The sequence below is a fragment of the Pseudomonas sp. NPDC008258 genome (genome assembly GCF_042956345.1).
In the GTDB taxonomy this organism is placed as follows: Bacteria; Pseudomonadota; Gammaproteobacteria; order Pseudomonadales; family Pseudomonadaceae; genus Aquipseudomonas.
Map to the genome: position 1 here is coordinate 177,214 of NZ_JBIBGE010000001.1, position 21,325 is coordinate 198,538.

Consider the following 21,325-nt stretch of genomic DNA (forward strand, 5'->3'; position numbering starts at 1 on the left):
TCAGATAAGCATGGCCCTACTGCAGATTGCCGAACCCGGTCAAAGCCCTCAGCCGCACCAGCGCCGCCTGGCGGTGGGGATCGACCTGGGTACCACCAACTCTCTGGTCGCTGCACTGCGCAGCGGCCGTAGCGAGCCCCTGCCTGACGCGCAGGGTAACGTCATTCTGCCGTCCGCGGTGCGCTACCTCGAAGGGCGCAACGAAGTGGGGCAGGCTGCGCGTGATGCCGCCTCCAGCGACCCGTTGAACACCGTGCTGTCGGTCAAGCGCCTGATGGGGCGTGGCCTGGCTGACGTCAAGCAGCTGGGTGAGCAGCTGCCTTACCGCTTTGTTGGCGGTGAATCGCATATGCCATTCATCGACACCGTGCAGGGGCCGAAAAGCCCGGTAGAAGTGTCTGCCGATATCCTCAAGGTGCTGCGCGAACGCGCCGAAGCGACCCTGGGTGGCGAGCTGGTAGGCGCGGTAATCACCGTACCTGCCTATTTCGACGACGCCCAGCGCCAGGCCACCAAGGACGCTGCGCGCCTGGCTGGCCTGAACGTGTTGCGGCTGCTCAACGAACCGACCGCAGCCGCCGTGGCCTATGGCCTGGACCAGAACGCCGAAGGCGTGGTGGCCATCTATGACCTGGGCGGCGGTACCTTCGATATCTCCATCCTGCGCCTGACCGCTGGCGTGTTCGAAGTGCTTGCCACCGGTGGCGACACCGCCCTGGGCGGTGACGATTTCGACCACGCCATTGCCGGCTGGATCATCGAGCAGGCTGGCCTGTCGTCCGACCTGGACCCGGCTACCCAGCGTGCATTGCTGCAAACAGCATGCGCCGCCAAGGAAGCCCTGACAGACGCCGACGTGGTCGGCGTGAGCCATGGCGCCTGGCAGGGCGAACTGAGCCGTGCTGCCTTCGAAGCCATGATCGAGCCATTGGTTGCCCGCAGTCTCAAGGCCTGCCGCCGCGCCGTGCGCGACAGTGGCGTGGAGCTTGAAGAAGTCAGTGCCGTGGTCATGGTCGGCGGTTCTACCCGGGTTCCGCGGGTGCGTGATGCCGTGGGTACGCTGTTTGGCCGTACCCCGATGACCTCGATCGACCCTGACCAGGTGGTGGCCATTGGCGCTGCCATTCAGGCCGACACCCTGGCCGGTAACCGCCGCGAAGGTGGCGAGCTGCTGCTGCTTGATGTCATTCCGCTGTCGCTTGGTCTTGAGACCATGGGCGGGCTGATGGAAAAGGTGATCCCGCGCAACACGACCATTCCGGTGGCGCGTGCGCAAGAGTTCACCACTTATAAAGATGGCCAGTCGGCCATGATGATCCACGTCCTGCAGGGCGAGCGCGAGCTGATCAGCGACTGCCGCTCGCTGGCACGCTTCGAGCTGCGCGGCATTCCGGCCATGGTTGCCGGCGCTGCGAAAATTCGCGTCACCTTCCAGGTGGATGCCGACGGCCTGCTCAGCGTTGCTGCCCGCGAACTGGGCTCGGGCGTGGAAGCCAGCATCCAGGTCAAGCCGTCCTACGGCCTGACCGACGGCGAGATCGCCCGCATGCTCAAGGACTCCTTCGAACACGCAGGTTCCGACAAGCAGGCCCGCCAGTTGCGTGAGCACCAGGTGGACGGCGAGCGCCTGCTCGAAGCGGTACAGGGCGCCCTGGACGCCGACGGCGAACGCTTGCTCAGCAGCGACGAGCGCGACGCCATTGAGTTCCAGATGCAAGAACTACGTGATTTGCTGGCCGGCACCGATGGCGCAGCCATCGAGCAACAGACCAAGCGTCTGTCGCAGGTGACCGACGCATTTGCCGCCCGTCGCCTTGATTCGACGGTCAAAGCCGCACTGGCCGGGCGCAACCTGAATGAGATCGAGGAGTAACCGATGCCGCTGGTGACATTCCTGCCGCATGAGAAGTTCTGCCCAGAGGGGCTGACCGTGGAGGTGCCGACCGGGACCAACATCCTGGAGCTGGCCCACGACCATCACATCGAGATGGAAAGCGCCTGCGGCGGCGTCAAGGCCTGCACCACGTGCCACTGCATCGTGCGCAAGGGTTTCGACTCCCTTGAAGAAGCCGACGAGCTGGAAGAGGACATGCTGGACAAGGCCTGGGGCCTGGAGGCGCAGTCGCGCCTGGGTTGCCAGGTGGTGGTCGCCGACGAAGACCTGACCATCGAGATCCCCAAGTATTCGCTGAACCACGCTGCCGAAGCACCGCACTGAGGGCCTGTACATGAGTCTGAAATGGGTTGATGTACTTGAGATCGCAATCCAGCTTGCAGAAAGCAAGCCTGAGGTCGATCCTCGTTATGTGAATTTCGTGGACCTGCACCGCTGGGTGCTGGCATTGCCAGAATTCAGCGACGATCCGTCACGCGGCGGTGAGAAAGTGCTTGAGGCCATCCAGGCTGCCTGGATCGACGAAGCCGACTAAGCGTCACTTGCAGGTTAGGCAATCCCCCGGAACCCGCGTATAATTCGCGGGTTTAATTTTTCGTGTCACTCATATTCTGGAGTTTTCCATGGCTGTTCAACGTACTTTCTCGATCATCAAGCCTGACGCAGTTGCCAAAAACGTCATCGGCAAGATCACCACTCGCTTCGAAGAAGCCGGCCTGAAAATCGTTGCCTCGAAAATCAAGCAACTGTCCAAAGCCGAAGCTGAAGGCTTCTACGCTGAGCACAGCGCTCGCGGCTTCTTCGGTGACCTGGTTGCCTTCATGACTTCCGGCCCGGTTGTTGTTCAGGTTCTGGAAGGCGAAAACGCCATCGCTCTGAACCGTGAGCTGATGGGCGCTACCAACCCTAAAGAAGCTGCTGCCGGCACCATCCGTGCTGACTTCGCCGAGTCGATCGACGCCAACGCCGTTCACGGTTCGGACTCCGAAGCTGCTGCTGCTCGCGAAATCGCTTACTTCTTCGCTGCTACCGAGGTAACCACTCGCTAAGCGAAAGCTTACGGGTGAGGGTGAATCCATGACGACATCTACTGGCAAAATCAACCTGTTGGGTCTGACCCAGCCGGAAATGGAACAATTCTTCGACTCAATCGGGGAAAAACGCTTCCGTGCCGGCCAGGTGATGAAATGGATTCACCATTTTGGCGTGTCCGACTTTGCGGCCATGACCAACGTAGGCAAGGTCTTGCGCGAAAAGCTCGAGGCCGTTGCCGAGATTCGCCCACCGGAAGTGGTCAGTGAAGACATTTCCGCCGACGGCACCCGCAAGTGGGTGATCCGCGTTGCCTCCGGCAGTTGCGTCGAAACCGTCTACATTCCTACCGACGACCGCGGCACCTTGTGCGTATCGTCGCAAGCCGGCTGTGCCCTGGACTGCAGTTTCTGCTCCACCGGCAAGCAAGGCTTCAACAGCAACCTCACTGCCGCCGAAGTGATCGGCCAGGTGTGGCTTGCCAACAAATCCTTCGGGACCGTTCCTGCCAAAGTCGACCGCGCGATTACCAACGTGGTGATGATGGGCATGGGCGAGCCCTTGCTGAACTTCGACAACGTCATCGCCGCCATGAAAATCATGATGGATGACCTTGGCTATGGCATTTCCAAGCGTCGCGTCACCCTGTCCACCTCGGGCGTGGTGCCGATGATCGACGAACTGGCCAAACACATCGACGTGTCGCTGGCCCTGTCGCTGCACGCACCGAACGACGAACTGCGCAACAAGCTGGTGCCGATCAACAAGAAGTACCCGCTGAAGGTGCTGCTGGAATCGTGCATGGGCTACATGTCGACCCTGGGCGGCAAGCGTGTGCTCACGGTTGAATACACCCTGCTCAAGGACGTCAACGACCAGCCTGAGCATGCTGCGCAAATGATCGAGTTGCTGCGCGACGTACCGTGCAAGATCAACCTGATCCCGTTCAACCCGTTCCCGCATTCGGGCTATGAGCGGCCGAGCAACAACGCCATTCGTCGCTTCCAGGACCTGCTGCACCACGGTGGTTTCAACGTTACCACCCGTACTACCCGCGGTGACGATATCGATGCCGCCTGTGGGCAGCTGGTTGGCCAGGTCAACGACCGCACCCGCCGCAGTGAGCGCTACATTGCCGTGCGTCAGCTTTCTGCAGACGTCGAGCTGCAAGACAGCGCCGCCAGCCACTGACCGGAAACTGCCCATGAGCCTGCGCGCCGCGCTGTCGATCCTTGCGCTTTTGCTGCTGGCCGGCTGTGTGTCGGGCGGCGCCGGCGACCCTCTGGCCAGCCGCCAGGGCAGGATGGAGGCGGGGCGGGCTTATGTGCAGCTTGGCCTGGGGTATTTGCAACAGGGTTTGATCGAGCAGGCCAAGGCGCCGCTGGGCAAGGCCCTGGCCCTGGATAGCCGTGATGCCGATGCGCACGCCGCCCTGGCGCTGGTATTCCAGGCCGAAGGTGAGCCGGCTCTGGCCGAAGCACACTTCCACAAGGCGTTGCAGGCCCGCGCTGGCGACACGCGAATTCGCAACAATTACGGCAGTTTCCTTTATGCTCAGGGGCGATTTGCCGAAGCCGAGCAGATGTTTCGCCTGGCCAGTGGCGATACCCTGTATCCTGAGCGCTCACGCGTGTACGAGAACCTGGGCCTGACCGCCCTGAAGCTCGAACGCCGCGATCAGGCGCATGCGTATCTGCACAAAGCGTTGCAACTCAACCAGCGGCAACCAAAAGCCTTGTTGGAAATGGCTGAGTTGTCCTACGAAAACAGGCATTATGTGCCGGCCCGGGACTACTACGATCGTTTCAGCCAGTTGAGCGACCACGATGCCCGTAGCCTGCTGCTGGGCAGTCGCCTTGCCCGGGTGTTCGACGAGCAGGGCACACTGGCCGAGATGGGCCAGCAATTACAACGACTTTATCCCGGTACGCCGGAATATCAGCAATACCTGTCGGAGCAACGATGAACGCCGCGCATCCCGAAGTAGCAGTAGCGCCTGGCCAGAACCCCGGTGAGCTTTTGCGCCTGGCCCGTGAGAAACGGGACTGGTCTCAAGCCGAGGTGGCCCGCAAGCTCAACCTCACTGTCAGTTCGTTGAACCACGTGGAAACCGGCGCCTTCGACAAGCTGCCCGGGCATACCTTTGCCCGTGGCTACATCCGCGCCTATGCCAAATTGATGGAGCTCGACCAGGCCGCCCTGGTAGAGGCTTTCGACCGCTACACCGGTACCCACGCCAAAGGCAGCGAAGTGCACTCGCTGGGCCGTATCGAAGAGCCGGTACGCCTCTCGCACAACATACTGCGTGGCGTCAGCCTGCTGTTGCTGGTGGCTGTGGTGGGTGGTGGTTTTGTCTGGTGGCAGGACCAGGGTAGCTTGCGTGGCAAGGACCTGGCCAAGATGGCCCTGGAGCATGTCGAAGTCGAAAGCGCCGACGGCACCACCCAGATTCACCCGCTTGATGAGCCTGAAGACCAGGCCGTCACCGCTGGCCAGCAGCCCGAAAGCGCGCCGCTGGCCCTGGAGCAGGGCACTGCCGGGCAGCCTGCCGCTGTTGCCGACCAGGCGCCTGCCAGCCCGGCGCCAACGGTTGCCGCAGCGCCAGCCCCGGCACCCGCGCAACCTGCTGCCAGCACACCGGCTGTTGCGCCTGCCCCGGTAGTACCGGCTACCCCGGCACCGGCCGCAGTTGCGCCCGCAGCGCCGGCTGCAGCCGTGGCCGCCGCCGAGCCAGCCGCAGTGCCTGCCGGCAGTGCCAAGGTCTCCATCCAGTTCGTCGCCGATTGCTGGACCCAGGTCAGCGACGGCAACGGCAAGGTGCTGTTCAGCGCCATCAAGCGCAAGGGGGACAACCTCGAACTGACCGGCAAGCCGCCATTTGCGGTACGCCTGGGCTTTGCCCGTGGCGCCCAGGTCAGCTACAACGGCCAGGCCGTCGATGTTGCCCCGTTCACCAGTGGCGAGACCGCTCGCCTGAAGTTGGGACAGTAAGTCATGCACGGCGAATCTCCGATCAAACGTCGCGAATCCCGCAAAATCTGGGTCGGCAATGTGCCGGTGGGTGGTGATGCGCCCATCGCGGTGCAGAGCATGACCAACACCGACACCAACGATGTAGCCGCCACCGTCGGGCAGATCCAGCGCCTGGTCGATGCCGGCGTGGACATCGTGCGTGTTTCGGTGCCGGACATGGACGCGGCCGAGGCGTTTGGCAAGATCAAGCAACTGGTCAGCGTGCCGCTGGTCGCAGACATCCACTTCGACTACAAGATCGCCCTGCGCGTGGCCGAACTGGGCGTTGACTGCCTGCGTATCAACCCGGGCAACATCGGCCGTGAAGACCGTGTACGCGCCGTGGTCGATGCCGCCCGCGACCGTGGCATCCCGATCCGCATCGGCGTCAATGCCGGCTCGCTGGAAAAAGACCTGCAGAAAAAGTACGGCGAACCGACCCCGGCTGCGCTGGTCGAGTCGGCCTTGCGCCATGTCGAACACCTCGACCGCCTGGACTTCCAGGACTTCAAGGTCAGCGTGAAGGCCTCCGACGTGTTCATGGCCGTCGAAGCCTACCGCCTGTTGGCCAGGCAGATCGTACAGCCGCTGCACCTGGGCATCACCGAAGCCGGTGGTCTGCGTTCGGGGACGGTGAAATCCGCCGTCGGCCTCGGTATGCTGCTGGCCGAAGGCATTGGCGATACCATCCGTATCTCGCTGGCGGCCGACCCGGTCGAAGAAGTGAAAGTCGGCTACGACATCCTCAAGTCGCTGCACCTGCGCTCGCGTGGCATCAACTTCATCGCCTGCCCGAGCTGCTCGCGGCAGAACTTCGATGTGGTCAAGACCATGAACGAGCTGGAAGGGCGCCTGGAAGACCTGCTGGTGCCGCTGGACGTGGCGGTGATCGGTTGCGTGGTCAACGGCCCGGGTGAAGCCAAGGAAGCCCATGTAGGCTTGACCGGCGGCACGCCAAACCTGATCTACATCGACGGCAAGCCGGCGCAGAAACTGACCAATGACAACCTGGTCGATGAGCTGGAAAAGCTCATCCGCCAGAAAGCGGCCGAAAAGGCCGAAGCCGACGCGGCGCTGATCGCCCGTGGCTGACACACAGAATTCGTAAGGACTATTCGTGAGCAAATCGCTGCAAGCCATCCGTGGCATGAACGACATCCTGCCAGAACAGTCGCCACTGTGGCGCTACTTCGAAGGCACCGTGGCCGGCCTGCTGGACACCTACGGGTACAGCCAGATCCGCACGCCGATCGTCGAGTTCACCGAGCTGTTCAAACGCTCGATCGGTGAAGTGACCGATATCGTCGAAAAAGAGATGTACACCTTCGAGGACCGCAACGGCGACTCGCTGACCCTGCGCCCCGAAGGCACCGCCGCCTGCGTGCGTGCCGTGCTGGAGCATGGCATCACCGGCAACGGCCAGGTGCAGAAACTGTGGTACATCGGCCAGATGTTCCGCCACGAGCGCCCGCAGAAGGGCCGCTACCGCCAGTTCCACCAGATTGGCGTGGAAGTGTTCAACCTGGACGGCCCGGACATCGATGCCGAGCTGATCATGCTCACCTGGCGCCTGTGGGGCCTGCTGGGTATCCAGGACGCCGTCAAGCTGGAGCTCAACAGCCTGGGTACCAGCGAAGCCCGCGCACGCTACCGTGACGCGCTGGTCGAGTTCCTCTCGGCGCGCCTGGAGCAACTGGACGAAGACAGCCAGCGCCGCCTCAAGAGCAACCCGCTGCGTATCCTCGACAGCAAGGACCAGAACACCCAGGCGGTGCTGGTTGGCGCACCAAGGCTGGAAGACTACCTGGACGAAGAGTCCCGCGTGCACTTCGAGGGCCTCAAGGCCCGCCTGGACGCCGCCGGTATTCCGTTCGTGATCAACACCAAGCTGGTGCGTGGCCTGGACTACTACAGCAAGACCGTATTCGAGTGGGTCACCGACAAGCTCGGCGCCCAGGGTACCGTGTGCGCCGGTGGCCGCTACGACGGCCTGGTCGAGCAGATGGGCGGCAAACCGACCACGGGCGTTGGCTTCGCCATGGGTATCGAGCGCCTGATCCTGCTGCTGGAAACCCTCGGCAAGGTGCCGGAGTCCATCAGCCGCCAGATCGACGTTTACCTGTGTGCCTTCGGCGAGCAGGCCGAGCTGGCGGGGCTGCGCCTGTCCGAGGGCTTGCGTGACCGCCTGCCGGGCCTGCGCCTGGCGGTGAATGCCGGTGGCGGCAGCTTCAAGAGCCAGTTCAAGAAAGCCGACAAGAGCGGCGCGCTGTTCGCCCTGATCCTCGGTGACGACGAACTGGCCAAGCAAGAAATCGGCTTGAAGCCCCTGCGTGGCCAGGGCGAACAACAGAACATTGCCTGGGATGCTCTTGCAGGGCACCTGGAAACCGCGATCGCGCAGGCGTAACGCGGTTCAACAAGCGAATAGGCGAAAAGGAGTATTGGGGTGTCGAGTACCGATGATGATGACCTGGCAGGGGTCAAGGACTGGTGGAACCGTAACGGCAAGCCGCTGCTGACCGGCGCCTTGCTGGCGGGCGTGGTGGTGTTGGGCTGGAATACCTGGCACAAGTACCAGAACAACCAGTCGCAAGGTGCCTCGCAGCTGTATCAGGCATTGCTTGAGACCAGCCTGACGCCGACTGGCCAGCCAGACGCCACCAAGGTTGCGGAACTGGCCGGCAAGCTCAAGAGCGAGTTCGGCGGCACTGCCTACGCCCAGTACGGTAGCCTGTTCGTGGCCAAGGTCGCGGTCGAGAGCGGCAAGCTCGACGACGCCGCTGCCGAGCTGAAAAGCGTGCTGGACAAGCCGGCCGACGTGACCCTGGGCGAGATTTCGCGCCAGCGTCTGGCGCGTGTGCTGGCCGCTCAGAACAAGGCCGAGGATGCCCTCAAGCTGCTCGACGGCGACGCCGACAAAGCCTTCCTGGCCAGCCGTGAAGAGTTGAAGGGCGACCTGCTGGTACAGCTGGGTCGTGCCGACGACGCACACACTGCTTACGAGAAAGCCAAGGCTGCGCTGTCTGATGAGGCGGCGGTCGGTGGCCTGCAATTGAAGCTGGATGACCTGGCTAAAGGGGACGCGTAAGTGATCGGTTGGAAACATGCAGCAGTGCTGACCCTGGCCGTATTGGCCGCAGGTTGCAGCAGCAACAGCAAGAAGGAACTGCCCCCGGCCGAGCTGACCAAGTTCACCGAGGAAGTGGTGCTGAAGAAGCAGTGGAGCCGTTCGATCGGTGACGGCCAGGGTGAAACCTACAACACCCTGGTACCGGCCATCGAGAACGACCGTATCTACGCTTCCGACGTCAACGGCGAAGTCTTCGCCCTCGACCGCATCACCGGCGACGTGGTGTGGAAGAAGGACCTGGAGCTGCAGGTTTCCGGCGCTGTTGGCGTGGGCTACGGCCTGGTCATGCTCGGTACCCTCAAGGGTGAAGTCATTGCCCTGGATTCCAGCACCGGTGAAGAGCGTTGGCGCTCGCGCGTGACCAGCGAAGTGCTGGCCCCGCCTGCCAACAACGGTGACGTAGTGGTAGTGCAGACCCAGGACGACCGCCTGATCGGCCTGGATGCCGCCACGGGCGACCGCCGCTGGATCTACGAAAACTCCCCGGCCGTGCTGACCCTGCGTGGCACCGGTGCACCGATCGCCACCAACCGCCTGGCCGTCGCCGGCCTGTCCACCGGCAAGGTGGTGGCGGTGGACATCAACAACGGCGTGCCAGTGTGGGAAAGCCGTGTGGCCATCCCTAAAGGCCGCTCCGAGCTGGACCGTGTGGTTGATATCGACGGCGGCTTGCTGCTGTCTGGTGGTACCCTGTACGTCAGCACCTACCAGGGCCGTGTAGCGGGCCTGGACCTGGAAAGCGGCCGCGAGCTGTGGCAGCGCGATGCCTCCAGCTATGTGGGCGTGGCCCAGGGCTTCGGTAACGTCTACGTCAGCGAAGCATCGGGTACCGTGGAAGGCGTGGATGAACGCTCCTCCAGCGCCCTGTGGAGCAACGACAGCATGGCTCGTCGCCAGTTGACCGCGCCTGAAGTGTTCAGCAGCTACGTTGCAGTGGGTGACTTCGAGGGTTACCTGCACCTGCTGAGCCAGGTGGATGGCCGCTTCGTGGGCCGCGAACGTATCGACAGCGATGGCCTGCGCGCCCGCCCACTTGTGGTCGGCGACACCATCTACGTCTTCGGCAACAGCGGCAAGCTCGAGGCACTGACCATCCGCTGAAGCTATGCTTGAAGCCTTGGCGGGCTTCAAGCCGCGGCGTAGGACACGCCGCCCGTACTCCGGCCGCTGCCTTGCAGCGGCCTTTGCATTTTCAAGAATTCAAGAGTGGAGAGCCGATGGTTCCCGTAATCGCCCTGGTGGGCCGCCCGAACGTCGGCAAATCCACCATGTTCAACCGCCTGACCAAAACCCGCGATGCCATCGTGGGTGACCTGTCGGGCCTGACCCGTGACCGCCAGTATGGCGATGCCAGCTGGCAGGGTCGTTCCTTCATCCTGATCGACACTGGCGGTATCACCGGTGACGAAGTAGGCATGGACGAGAAGATGGCCGAGCAGTCGCTCATGGCCATCGAAGAAGCCGACTATGTGCTGTTCCTGGTCGATGCCCGCGCCGGCATGACCGCCGCCGACCAGATGATTGCCGAGCACCTGCGCAAGCGCAACAAGTCGGCGATTCTGGTCGCCAACAAGATCGACAACATCGACGCCGACGTCGCCCGCGCCGAGTTCTCGCCGCTGGGCATGGGCAATGCCATTCCGGTGGCAGGCTCCCAGGGCCGCGGCATCAACGCGCTGATGGAAAGCGTACTGGGTCATATTCCTCGCGACGCAGAGGAAGAGGCCCTGGACCAGGAAGTCGCCGAAGGCGAGGAAGCGGTTCGCATCCCCGGCCCGAGCGAGAAAGATGGCATCAAGATCGCCATCATTGGTCGCCCGAACGTGGGTAAATCGACCCTGGTCAACCGCATGCTCGGCGAAGAGCGCGTGGTGGTCTACGACCAGCCGGGCACCACCCGTGACAGTATCTATATCCCGTTCGAGCGCGATGGCGAGAAGTACACCTTCATCGACACCGCCGGCGTGCGCAAGCGCGGCAAGATCCACGAAGAAGTCGAAAAGTTCTCGGTGGTGAAGACGCTGCAGGCGATCAAGGACGCCAACGTGGTGATCTTCGTCATGGATGCCCGTGAAGGCGTGGTTGACCATGACCTGAACCTGCTGGGCTTTGCCCTGGAAGCAGGCCGAGCCATCGTTATTGCCTTGAACAAGTGGGACGGCATGGAGCCGGGCGAGCGCGCCTACGTGAAGACCGAGCTGGAGCGCCGGCTGTTCTTTGTCGACTTCGCCGACATCCACTTCATTTCCGCCCTGCACGGCACTGGCGTGGGCAACCTGTACAAGTCGGTGCAGGCCGCGTTCACGTCGGCTGTTACCCGTTGGCCAACCAGCCGCCTGACGCAGATCCTCGAAGATGCTGTGAGCGAGCACCAGCCACCGCTGGTCAACGGCCGCCGCATCAAGCTGCGTTATGCCCACCTCGGTGGTGCCAACCCGCCGCTGATCGTGATCCACGGCAACCAGACCGAGAGCATTCCCAAGTCGTACTCGCGTTACCTGGAAAACACCTACCGCCGGGTGCTGAAGCTGGTCGGTACGCCGATCCGCATCGAGTACAAGGGCGGTGAGAACCCGTACGAGGGCAAGAAGAACACCCTCACCGACCGCCAGGTCAACAAGAAGCGCCGCTTGATGTCGCACCACAAGAAGGCCGAGAAGAAGCGCCGCGACAAGCGCTGATTCCGCGTCTGCTTCTTCGCGGGCTTGCCCGCTCCCACAAGTACTGCACAGCTATTGAAACCTGTGGAGGACCTGTGGGAGCGGGCAAGCCCGCGAAGAGGCCCTTTGATCCAGCGCAATCCCCTATTGTTTCAACCTTTTTCCTGACCGCTCGATCCGCTATGCTCGGACTCCACCCCGTGCCGGATACACCCCAGGAAAGAGGGCTCCATGATCCGCAGCAAACTGCCGAATGTCGGCACGACCATCTTTACCACCATGTCCCAGCTCGCCGTGCAGACCGGCGCGCTCAACCTGTCCCAGGGTTTCCCTGACTTCAACGGCCCCCAGGCCCTGCTAGATGCAGTGGGCCGGCACGTGGCCGCCGGGCATAACCAGTATTCGCCGATGACCGGCCTGCCGGCCCTGCGCCAGCAGGTAGCGGCCAAGGTGGCGCGGCTGTATGGCGCACAGGTGGATGCCGACCAGGAAGTGACCATCACCCCCGGTGCAACCGAGGCAATTTTCTGTGCCATTCAGGCAGTGGTGCATGCTGGTGACGAGGTGATCGTCTTCGACCCTTGCTACGACAGCTATGAACCGTCGGTGGAGCTGGCCGGTGGTCGCTGCGTGCATGTGCAACTGAGCGACGGCGACTTCCGTATCGACTGGCAGAAGTTCAGCGATGCCCTGAGCCCGCGCACGCGCATGGTCATCCTCAACTCGCCGCACAACCCCAGCGGCGCGCTGATCACCCGCGAAGACCTTGACCAGTTGGCAAAGCTTGTTGCCGACCGCGATATCTACCTGGTCAGCGATGAAGTCTACGAGCACCTGGTGTACGACGGTGTGCGCCACGCCAGCGTGCTGGCCCATGAGCAGCTGTATCAACGCGCCTTCGTGGTCAGCTCGTTCGGCAAGACCTACCACGTGACCGGCTGGAAGACCGGCTACGTGATCGCACCCCCGGCGCTGAGCGCCGAGCTGCGCAAGGTGCACCAATACGTGAACTTCTGCGGCGTGACGCCGTTGCAGTGCGCGCTGGCCGACTTCATGGCCGAGCACCCCGAGCACATCGATGAGCTGCCGGCGTTCTACCAGGCCAAGCGCGACCTGTTCTGCGGTTTACTCGAAGGCTCACGTTTCAACTTTACCCGTACGACGGGCACCTATTTCCAGTTGGTGGACTACTCGCAGATCCGCCCCGACCTGAACGATGTCGAGATGTCGCTGTGGCTCACCCGCGAGCACGGGGTGGCGACCATCCCGGTGTCGGTGTTCTACCAGCAACCCATCCCCGAGCAACGCCTGGTGCGCCTGTGCTTTGCCAAACGTGAGGAGACGCTGCGTCAGGCAGCGGAACGACTATGCGCGATCTGAGTACCTTGCCGAACCTGAAAGTCGCCCTGGTGCAAACCACCTTGGCCTGGCACGACCGCGAGGCCAACTACGCGCACTTCGAGGTGCTGCTGGAGCAGGTGGGTGAAGTAGACCTGGTGATCCTGCCGGAAATGTTCACTACCGGCTTTTCGATGCAGTCGGAAAGCCTGTGCGAGCCGGAGAACGGCCCGACCTACAAATGGCTGAAGGCCCAGGCGAAAAAGTGCAACGCGGTGATTACCGGGAGCGTGATCATCCAGGCTGCAGATGGCAGCCACCGTAACCGCCTGTTGTGGGCGCGCCCGGATGGCGAAATCCTGCACTACGACAAACGCCACCTGTTCCGCATGGCCGGTGAGCACAAGCACTACACCCCCGGCGAGCGCCAGGTGCAGTTCGAGCTCAAGGGCTGGCGGATTCGCCCGCTGATCTGCTACGACCTGCGCTTCCCGGTGTGGAGCCGCGATGCCCAGGATACAGACCTGCTGCTGTACACCGCCAACTGGCCAGCTGCGCGACGCCAGCACTGGAACCGGCTGTTGCCGGCGCGGGGGATCGAGAACCTGTGCTATGTGGCGGCGGTGAACCGGGTGGGTACGGATGGCAAAGGCTTTGCCTATTCGGGGGACAGCCAGGTGCTGGACTTCCAGGGCGAGAGCCTGCTCAGTGCCGGGGAGGCGGACGGGGTGTTCACTGCGGTGTTGAGTGCGGCGGAGCTGGCGGCCTACCGGGCCAAGTTCCCGGCCAACCTGGATGCCGATACCTTCGAGCTGCACTGACAGCAGGACCGGCCCTATCGCCGGCAAGCCAGCTCCCACAGGTACTGCACAGGCCTGAAGACTTGTGCAGTACCTGTGGGAGCTGGCTTGCCGGCGATAGGGCCAGTGCTGACTACATCAATTAAAGGTCAGTACACATCTCGCCGATACCGCCCATCCTCGATCAGCTGCTGCACAGCGGCTTCACCCAGCATGCCATTGAGCGCTGCATCCACCCCGGCTGCCATCCCTTGCAGGCTGCCACACACATACACACAGGCGCCATCTGCAACCCAGCGCTTGAACTCATCAGCCTGTTGCAGCAACACATCCTGCACATACAGCTTCTCGGCCTGATCCCGCGAGAACGCAAGGTCCAGACGTGCCAGATCACCGCTGTCCAGCCAGCCTTGCAGCTCATCGCCACACAGCAAGTCATGCGCCCGGTTGCGCTCGCCAAACAGCAGCCAGTTACGCTGCTCGCCGGCATTGACCCGTGCGCGGATCAGGCTGCGCAGGCCGGCCAGGCCCGTGCCGTTACCGATCAGGATCATCGGTGCAGCCGTCTCCGGCAGGTGGAACCCGCTGTTACGCCGCAGGCGCAGGCTCAGTGTGCCGTTCAGCGGCAGGTATTCGGTCAGCCAGCCCGAACCCAGGCCGAGGTTGCCATCCGCGTGGCGTTCCTGGCGAACGATCAGCTCCAGTACGCCATCGCTGGCAATGGAAGCGATCGAGTATTCGCGGCCGCCGATCGGTGCCAGCGCATCTACCAGCGCCTGCGGCTGCAAGCCGATCAGGTGATCACGACGGCCTGGCAATTGGCGACCTGCGAGGGCCTGGGCGAGGGTTTCGCCAAGGCCATTGACCTGCACCTTGGCCCCGGCGTCCAGTGCCATGCCGTTCAGGAACGCGTCAACGCGTGGCTGCCCATTGAGTGGCAGGATCTCTACCAGGTCGCCAGCCTCCCAGCTGGCAGGCTCTTGCGGTTGCAAGCCCAGCAGGTACACCGGCTGACCCTGGCTGCCCGGGTTCAACAGCTCGCGGCGCACCAGCGACCAGTTGCCAAAGCTTGGCGGCTGCCAAGCGGCCACCGGTTGGGCACCGGTCAATTGCGCCAGTTCCTGCTGCCACTGCTGCAGCGCGGCTTGGTCGGCATTGTCCACTTCTACCGGGCTGAATGCGCTGCTGGCACCGCGCTCACCCAGCCACGCCTGCAAGCGGCGGGCGAAGCCGCAGAAGTGCGGGTATTGGCGGTCGCCGAGGGCGAGCAGGGCGTAGCTGAGGTTGTTCAGTGCCCATGGCTGGCCGAGCACCTTGCGCTCGAAGGCTCGGGCGCTGTCGGGTGCTTCGCCGTCGCCAAACGTACTGACCACGAACAACGCACGGCGGGCCTGGCGCAGGTCGTCTTCACGCAGTTCGGCCAGTGCCCGTACCTGCACCGGCAGGCCGGCGGCCTGCAACTGGCCGGCACTTTGCCAGGCCAGCTGTTCGGCAAAGCCGCTTTGGCTGGCGAAACCGATCAGCCAGCTGTCGCCGCTGCCGTTGCTGCTGGCGACGTTGCCACGGGCTGCACGCACCTGGCGCTTCTTGCGGCGGCGGTCAAGGTAGAGCAGCCAGCCGGTGACGAAGAACAGCGGCATGGTCAGGCTGGCGATGGTGACGATGATGCGCCCTGGCAGGCCGAAGTATTCGCCGACGTGCAGGGCGTAGACGCTCTGCAGCAGCTGGGCCTTGAAGGATTTGTCGGTGTAGCGGTCGTGCTTTTTCACCTGGCCGGTGGCCGGGTCCAGCATCAGGGTGTTGAAGGCGCGTGGGTGGTCGGCGTTGTCCAGCAGGTAGAACAGGTTGGCCGGCTGGCCGCCAACCGGTGGCAGGCGCAGGTTGTAGGCGGCAAGGCCTGGCCCTGCGGCTTGCTTGAGGTTGGCCCAGATGGCGTCATAGTCGACCACCAGCGGCGGGGCGTTCTTGTCGACCTGCTGGGGCCCGTGACGGCCACGGCCTTCGCCGCGTTTTTGTTGCTGGCCAGCGGCCGGCGCGTCGGCCAGCAGTTTGTTCAGGCCTTCGCGGTACCATTCGTAGGACCAGAATAGCCCGGTCAGGGCGAACAGAAGATAGAACAGCAGGCACCAGGTACCGGCTACAGCGTGCAGGTCCCAGTTGAAGGCGCGGCCTTTCTTGGCCCAGTCGAAGGTCAGCCAGGTGCGCCAGTCCAGCGCTTTGCGCGGCCAGCGCAGGTACAGGCCGGAGAGGCAGAAGAACACCAGCATCAGGGTACAGGCACCGGTGATCTGCCGGCCGGTGTCGCCCATGGCCAGGAAGCGGTGCAGGGTAAGCATGAGGTTGAAGAAGTCTTGCCCGGCTACTTCGCCCTTGAGTTCACCGGTGTACGGGTCGGCATAACGCAGCGTGCCACGGCGCTCGCCGGGTGCTGGCATAAAGAAGATCCGTGCGGCATTGCCTTCGCGAACGTCGACCCACAGCATCGACACCTTGTCGTGTTGCTGGGCCTCGACGCGCTGGACCAGCTCGGCGGGCGGCAGCACGCCTTCGGCGCGCACTTCTACCTTGAGCACATCGGCATTGAACGCTCGGAGCAGTTCTTCCTGGAACGAGTACAGCGCCCCGGTAATGCCCATCAAGGCCAGCACCAGGCCAGCGGTGATGCCAAAGAACCAGTGCAATTGGAACAGCGTCTTCTTCACCACATCTCTCACCTTGTGTTGCGGCCGCTACCTGCGCGGCGTGCATTATGCCTTGATACACAAAAGCCCCGCTCAATGGAATGAACGGGGCTTGGCGGTCTTTCGTTAGAAGTGGAAGCTGGTGGTCAGCAGGGTAGTACGACCGGCCGCCTGGTTGGCGAAGTGGGTCGAGTAGGCCTTGTCGTAGTACGTCTCGTTGGTGAGGTTCTGTACGTTCAACTGCAGGTCGATGTTCTTGGTCAGCTTGTAGCTGGCCATTGCATCGTAGCGCCAGTAGGACGGTACATACGTCGAATTGGCAACGCTGCCCCAGACCTTGTCAACGTAGAAGGCACCTGCACCGAAGGTAAGCTTGTCGGTGACCGCGTAGGTGTTCCACAGGCTGAAGGTGTTCTTCGGCGTGTTGCCCAGTTCGTTGCCGTTAGTGGGTACATCCACGTATTGGCCGTTGGTCAGCACCTTGCCGCCATCGACCTGCTCGCTGTCCAGGTAGCTATAGCCGGCAAACACTTGCCACTTGTCGGTGAGTTTCCCGGAGGCCGACAGTTCGATACCGTCCACGCGGGTCTTGCCGGCGTTTTCATAGGTATTGAGGTCGGTCAGAACGCGGGTGTTTTCCTTCTCGGTACGGAAGATGGCGGCGGTCAGCGACAGGCGCTGGTCCAGCAGATCCCACTTGGTACCGATTTCGTAGTTGGTGGTCTCTTCCGGTTTCAGGTCATTTTTAACGGTGGCGGTGGTCACCGGGTTGCCGTCAGTACCTTCACCCAGCATCGAGCCAGGCGGGGTCGCCGAGGTCGCGTACGAAACGTAAATGCTGCCGTTGTCCGCAGGCTTCCACACCAGGCCGATCTGGCCGGTGACGAATTCGCTGGTGTCTTCACCTTTGTTGGCTACACCGCTGGTTACGGTGGTGTTGCCCGCTGCGTCGTAGGTGCGGAACTTGGTGGTGAAGTGGTCATAGCGCAGGCCAACGTTCAGCAGCCATTGCGGGTCGAGTTCGATGGTGTCGAACATGTACAGCGCGCGGGTGGTGCTGCTGGTGTCGGTGCCGGCGTAGTTGCGGGCGATGGTACCGGTCCAGGCATCATCCGGGTTCGGGTTGCTCAGCGAGGTGCAGCTGCCACCATTGCTCGGCCCGGTGCAGGTGCTGATCTTGCTGTTTGGCGAAACGGTGTAGGTCTGCCGGTCAGCGTCTTCATGGGTGAATTCCACGCCAGTGGAGAAGCTGTTCTTGAAGCCGCCCAGCACGAACTCGCCAAACAGGTCGGTCTGGTTGGTGGTGGTGGCGGTGTTGCCCACACGGGTGTTGGCGCGGCGCCATACGCCATCGTTGATCACGTTGCCAGCACTGTCGTCGGGCTGGGTCAGAACGTAGTCCTGCATGCTGTTGCCGTGGCGCAGGGTGTTCTTGATGGTCAGCGAGTCGCTGAGGTCGTGCTCGACCGTGATGGTGCCGATGTCGCTGCGGGTCTTGCGGAAGTCGCGACCGGTCAGGCCGTAGAAGTTGCTGCTATCGCCGCCGTCGGTAGGCTTGTCAGGGCTGGCTGCGGTGTGGGTCTTGCCCACCGAGTAGCCGTAGGGAATGCCCGAATCCGGCAGGTCATCGCTTTCAACGTGATAGAAGTCGAGGTTCACACGGGTTGGTGTGCCCAGGCCAAAGGCCATGGAAGGCGCGATACCCCAGCGGTCGTAGTTGACCTTGTCACGGCCGGCAACGTTGCTTTCGTGGGTCATGAGGTTCAGTCGGCCGGCTACGGTGTCGCTGAACTGGTAGTTGCCATCGAAGGTGTAGCGCTGGGTCTGGTCGGAGCCCCAGGTGTAGGCGCCATTCAGGTCGTTGCCCAGGTGTGCTTTTTTGCTGACCAGGTTGATGCTGCCGCCAGCAGAACCGCGGCCACCCATGGCCGAGTTCGGGCCTTTGCTGACCTCGACCGACTCCACGGCGAAAATTTCGCGGGTTTGCGCGCCAGTGTCACGTACGCCATCGATCATGGTGTCGCTTTGCGAATCGAAGCCGCGGATGAACGGGCGGTCGCCTTGCGGGTTACCGCCTTCACCAGCACCCATGGTAATGCCAGGCACGGTACGCAGGGCATCCTGCAGGGTCAGGGCGTTGGTGTCCTTGATCACTTGCTGCGGGATCACGGTGACCGAGCGTGGAGTGTCCACCAGCGGCGCGGTGTACTTCTGCGAGGAGGCCTTCTCGACCTTGTAATCGGTGCTGGACTGTTCAGCCTTGCCATTGACGCTGGTGGCGTCGAGGGTGACTGCGCTGTTGGCGGCAGGATCGGCGGCGTAGACCGACGTGGCGCTAAGGGCGACACCGATGGCAGACACGATCAGGCGTGGTGAACTCACTGCAGATGGTACGGACTGGCGCATTGCTAAGGACCTTCCCCAAGGTGTTGAGGCGGCGGATCTTAATGTAAGCAATTGTGACTAACAATTGAGATTCGTTACCATTCGTGAAGAATTTACATTCTTTACAATTTGCCTTTACAGTTTTTTCACGCTGAAACGTCTAAAGCGGCGAACGGGGCTTGTGAAGCGTAAAAGGGAATCAATATCATTGGCCCTTTACAATTCCTGACGGTGCCGCTCCCATGCTGCTTCACATCCCCGGCCTGTTCGATGGCGATGAACTGGCCCGTATCCGCGAGGCGCTGGAGCAGGCTGACTGGGCCGATGGCAAAGTGACTGCCGGTTACCAGTCGGCCAAGGCCAAACACAACCTGCAGTTGCCAGAAGGGCACCCGTTGGCCAAGGAAATCGGCACAGCGCTGATCGACCGCCTGTGGAAAACCCCGCGCTTCATGTCGGCCGCCCTGCCGCACAAGGTGTTCCCGCCGCTGATCAACTGCTACCGCGAAGGCGGCAACTTCGGTTTCCACATCGACAACGCCCTGCGCCAGCCCAAGGGCAGCCCGGAGCGCGTGCGTACCGACCTGTCTTCCACGCTGTTTCTCAGCGACCCGGACAGCTACGACGGCGGTGAACTGGTGATTCAGGACACCTATGGCGTGCAGCAGATCAAGCTGGCCGCCGGTGACCTGGTGCTGTACCCCGGCACCAGCCTGCACAAGGTCAACCCGGTGACACGTGGCCAGCGCTATGCCGCGTTCTTCTGGACCCAAAGCCTGGTGCGCGAGGACAGCCAGCGTGCGCTGCTGTTCGAGATGGATAACGCCATCCAGCAACTGACCGCCGATGTGCCCGACCACCCGTCGTTGCTGCAACTGACCGGCACCTACCACAACCTGCTGCGCCGCTGGGCCGAGGTCTGAACCGTGTCTTACCTGTTGCGACGTGAGGAAGTGGTGGATGTGGCCGGCTTGCAGGCCATGCTTGAAGAAAGCCCCGGCAAGGCCGCCCAGGCAATCCTGGCCGCGGCGGGGCAGGGCGCGGTCGAGGCGCAGTTGTTGCTCGGGCAGATCCTGCTGGATGGGCGCGGTATCCAGGAAGATGCCACCGTGGCCCGGCGTTGGTTCGGCATTGCCGCACAAGGTGGCAGTGCCATGGCGCACAACATGCTCGGGCGTTGCCTGGAGCATGGCTGGGGCGGTGAGGTGAGCCTGGCGCAGGCCGCTGTGCACTATGCCCGCGCAGCGGATGCCGGCCTGGACTGGGGCCTGTACAACCTGGGGAACCTGCTGGCCACCGGTCGCGGGGTGCCGGCCAACCAGGCGCAGGCACTGATGTGTTACGAGAAGGCTGCTCAAATGGGGCACGCCAAGTCGATGAACCTGTATGGGCGCTACCTGGAACAGGGCATTGCCACGGCACCCAGCCCGGCGCGGGCGGTGCGCTGGTATCGGCGCTCGGCTGAGGCGGGGGATTTTCGCGGCATGTTCAGCCTGGCACTGGTGCTGTTCGAGCGTGGGCAGGTGGCGGAGGCTGCGCCATGGCTGGAGCGGGCGCGGGTAGAAGGCAACATGAACTTCCTGCGCGCTGCCCTGGTGACCTTGCAAGGTGCGGGGCCGTTGTTCATGGCCTTTGCCGTTCGGTATGCCGAGGAAATCGAGCGCCGCCAAGCCTGAGGTTGGCTGCATTGGCCCCGCCGGCAAGCCAGCTTATGCCGATGGGGCCAGTAGAGGGCCACGGGGAAGGAGTTGTAACTGCGATCATGGTTGCGCCACGTTTACTTTCCGCCTGTCGGCAACATCAGCCGTCGAGAGCGTGAGGAAACGTTTATGAAAAACCTGATCAAAGACGAAGCACAGGTGCGCTTGTGGTTGATTAGAGAGGACCACATTTGCCCGATCTGTATCAACGACAGTGGGTTCATGCAGGTTGTCGAAGACGATGTAGCGGGTGAGGTTTTCACCCTTATTGCCTGGGAGCATCCTGCAATCGGCGGGGATGTTGCGTATGAGATACACACCGAGTCGGGTAAGCAGATAACCGGTGCGGGTGGCAATGCCCTGCAAGAGGCAAGCGAACTGCTGCCATGGCCAGTACCTGCGTTCCGTATCGTCAACCAGAACGTCAGCTTCGAACATTCGCGGTTGTACGGCATCCAGTTGCAAACGCTGGATTCGCGTTTTGTCTCGGCTAACGACCGAGTAGGCACCACTTCCAGGGTGAAAAGGAGTGCCAGCTCATGGTCTGACTTTTTCTCCATTTCGCCCCACAAGACAGTTACCCGATACCACTCCGAGCCTGGGCTGCAACTCCGTATGCTGGAAACCGAAGACGCGCAGCCCGGTGATTTCCTGCTGGAGTGGATCGACACTTCGGCTGTTGGCGAGCAATGA

Annotated in this window: 19 protein-coding genes; 17 read left to right on the forward strand and 2 right to left on the reverse strand. The window is 62.6% G+C overall.

Annotation, left to right across the window (positions count from 1 at the left end; translation table 11 throughout):
• The first annotated feature begins 10 nt into the window (after positions 1-10).
• The 14 genes from hscA (at position 11) to ACFY9W_RS00845 (ending at position 13,887) form a co-directional block, all read left to right on the forward strand.
• Positions 11-1,873, forward strand: coding sequence for a Fe-S protein assembly chaperone HscA (gene hscA, locus ACFY9W_RS00780; RefSeq protein WP_391124440.1), 1,863 nt, complete (start codon positions 11-13; stop codon positions 1,871-1,873).
• 3 nt (positions 1,874-1,876) lie between these two features.
• Positions 1,877-2,218 carry an ISC system 2Fe-2S type ferredoxin gene (gene fdx, locus ACFY9W_RS00785; protein WP_012270595.1) on the forward strand — a complete coding sequence of 114 codons (342 nt, stop codon included), beginning with the start codon at positions 1,877-1,879 and terminating at the stop codon, positions 2,216-2,218.
• A gap of 10 nt (positions 2,219-2,228) precedes the next feature.
• The gene (iscX, locus tag ACFY9W_RS00790; protein ID WP_003248529.1) at positions 2,229-2,429 is read left to right on the forward strand and encodes a Fe-S cluster assembly protein IscX; all 201 of its coding nucleotides are present in this window, start codon (positions 2,229-2,231) and stop codon (positions 2,427-2,429) included.
• 88 nt (positions 2,430-2,517) lie between these two features.
• Entirely contained in the window at positions 2,518-2,943 is a 426-nt protein-coding gene (ndk, locus tag ACFY9W_RS00795; RefSeq protein ID WP_008092560.1) for a nucleoside-diphosphate kinase, read from the forward strand.
• A 28-nt stretch (positions 2,944-2,971) separates the two neighbouring features.
• Entirely contained in the window at positions 2,972-4,117 is a 1,146-nt protein-coding gene (rlmN, locus tag ACFY9W_RS00800) for a 23S rRNA (adenine(2503)-C(2))-methyltransferase RlmN (RefSeq protein WP_012270596.1), read from the forward strand.
• Positions 4,118-4,130: 13 nt separating this feature from the next.
• Complete coding sequence (gene pilW / locus ACFY9W_RS00805) at positions 4,131-4,892, forward strand: type IV pilus biogenesis/stability protein PilW (RefSeq protein ID WP_391124445.1); 762 nt, start codon at positions 4,131-4,133, stop codon at positions 4,890-4,892.
• Positions 4,889-5,917 (forward strand): RodZ domain-containing protein, encoded by a 1,029-nt coding sequence (locus ACFY9W_RS00810; protein WP_391124448.1) that lies wholly within the window; start codon positions 4,889-4,891, stop codon positions 5,915-5,917. Before pilW ends, ACFY9W_RS00810 begins: the two co-directional genes overlap by 4 nt.
• Positions 5,918-5,920: 3 nt before the next feature.
• On the forward strand, positions 5,921-7,030 hold the full coding sequence (gene ispG / locus ACFY9W_RS00815) for a flavodoxin-dependent (E)-4-hydroxy-3-methylbut-2-enyl-diphosphate synthase (protein ID WP_201198628.1): 1,110 nt from the start codon (positions 5,921-5,923) through the stop codon (positions 7,028-7,030).
• Between the two features lie 25 nt (positions 7,031-7,055).
• Complete coding sequence (gene hisS / locus ACFY9W_RS00820; protein ID WP_391124452.1) at positions 7,056-8,345, forward strand: histidine--tRNA ligase; 1,290 nt, start codon at positions 7,056-7,058, stop codon at positions 8,343-8,345.
• Positions 8,346-8,384: 39 nt separating this feature from the next.
• On the forward strand, positions 8,385-9,026 hold the full coding sequence (locus ACFY9W_RS00825; RefSeq protein ID WP_391124455.1) for a tetratricopeptide repeat protein: 642 nt from the start codon (positions 8,385-8,387) through the stop codon (positions 9,024-9,026).
• Positions 9,027-10,169, forward strand: a complete 1,143-nt coding sequence (gene bamB, locus ACFY9W_RS00830) for an outer membrane protein assembly factor BamB (protein WP_003248513.1) — start codon at positions 9,027-9,029, stop codon at positions 10,167-10,169.
• 116 nt (positions 10,170-10,285) lie between these two features.
• The gene (gene der, locus ACFY9W_RS00835) at positions 10,286-11,749 is read left to right on the forward strand and encodes a ribosome biogenesis GTPase Der (protein WP_391124458.1); all 1,464 of its coding nucleotides are present in this window, start codon (positions 10,286-10,288) and stop codon (positions 11,747-11,749) included.
• A gap of 210 nt (positions 11,750-11,959) precedes the next feature.
• Positions 11,960-13,108: a methionine aminotransferase gene (locus tag ACFY9W_RS00840; protein ID WP_391124461.1), complete on the forward strand. Its 1,149-nt coding sequence runs from the start codon at positions 11,960-11,962 to the stop codon at positions 13,106-13,108.
• Positions 13,096-13,887, forward strand: coding sequence for an amidohydrolase (locus tag ACFY9W_RS00845; protein WP_105946964.1), 792 nt, complete (start codon positions 13,096-13,098; stop codon positions 13,885-13,887). Before ACFY9W_RS00840 ends, ACFY9W_RS00845 begins: the two co-directional genes overlap by 13 nt.
• A gap of 128 nt (positions 13,888-14,015) precedes the next feature.
• Here the strand turns inward: ACFY9W_RS00845 and ACFY9W_RS00850 are convergent, their stop codons facing one another.
• Both ACFY9W_RS00850 and ACFY9W_RS00855 read right to left on the reverse strand, forming a co-directional pair.
• Complete coding sequence (locus tag ACFY9W_RS00850) at positions 14,016-16,571, reverse strand: PepSY domain-containing protein (protein ID WP_391124465.1); 2,556 nt, start codon at positions 16,569-16,571, stop codon at positions 14,016-14,018.
• A 102-nt stretch (positions 16,572-16,673) separates the two neighbouring features.
• Complete coding sequence (locus ACFY9W_RS00855) at positions 16,674-18,953, reverse strand: TonB-dependent siderophore receptor (RefSeq protein ID WP_391124468.1); 2,280 nt, start codon at positions 18,951-18,953, stop codon at positions 16,674-16,676.
• Positions 18,954-19,174: 221 nt separating this feature from the next.
• Between ACFY9W_RS00855 and ACFY9W_RS00860 the strand changes: the two genes are divergently transcribed.
• The 3 genes from ACFY9W_RS00860 (at position 19,175) to ACFY9W_RS00870 (ending at position 21,325) form a co-directional block, all read left to right on the forward strand.
• Positions 19,175-19,855, forward strand: a complete 681-nt coding sequence (locus ACFY9W_RS00860; RefSeq protein ID WP_391124471.1) for a Fe2+-dependent dioxygenase — start codon at positions 19,175-19,177, stop codon at positions 19,853-19,855.
• Positions 19,856-19,858: 3 nt separating this feature from the next.
• The gene (locus tag ACFY9W_RS00865) at positions 19,859-20,608 is read left to right on the forward strand and encodes a tetratricopeptide repeat protein (protein WP_391124474.1); all 750 of its coding nucleotides are present in this window, start codon (positions 19,859-19,861) and stop codon (positions 20,606-20,608) included.
• Between the two features lie 153 nt (positions 20,609-20,761).
• Complete coding sequence (locus ACFY9W_RS00870) at positions 20,762-21,325, forward strand: hypothetical protein (protein ID WP_391124477.1); 564 nt, start codon at positions 20,762-20,764, stop codon at positions 21,323-21,325.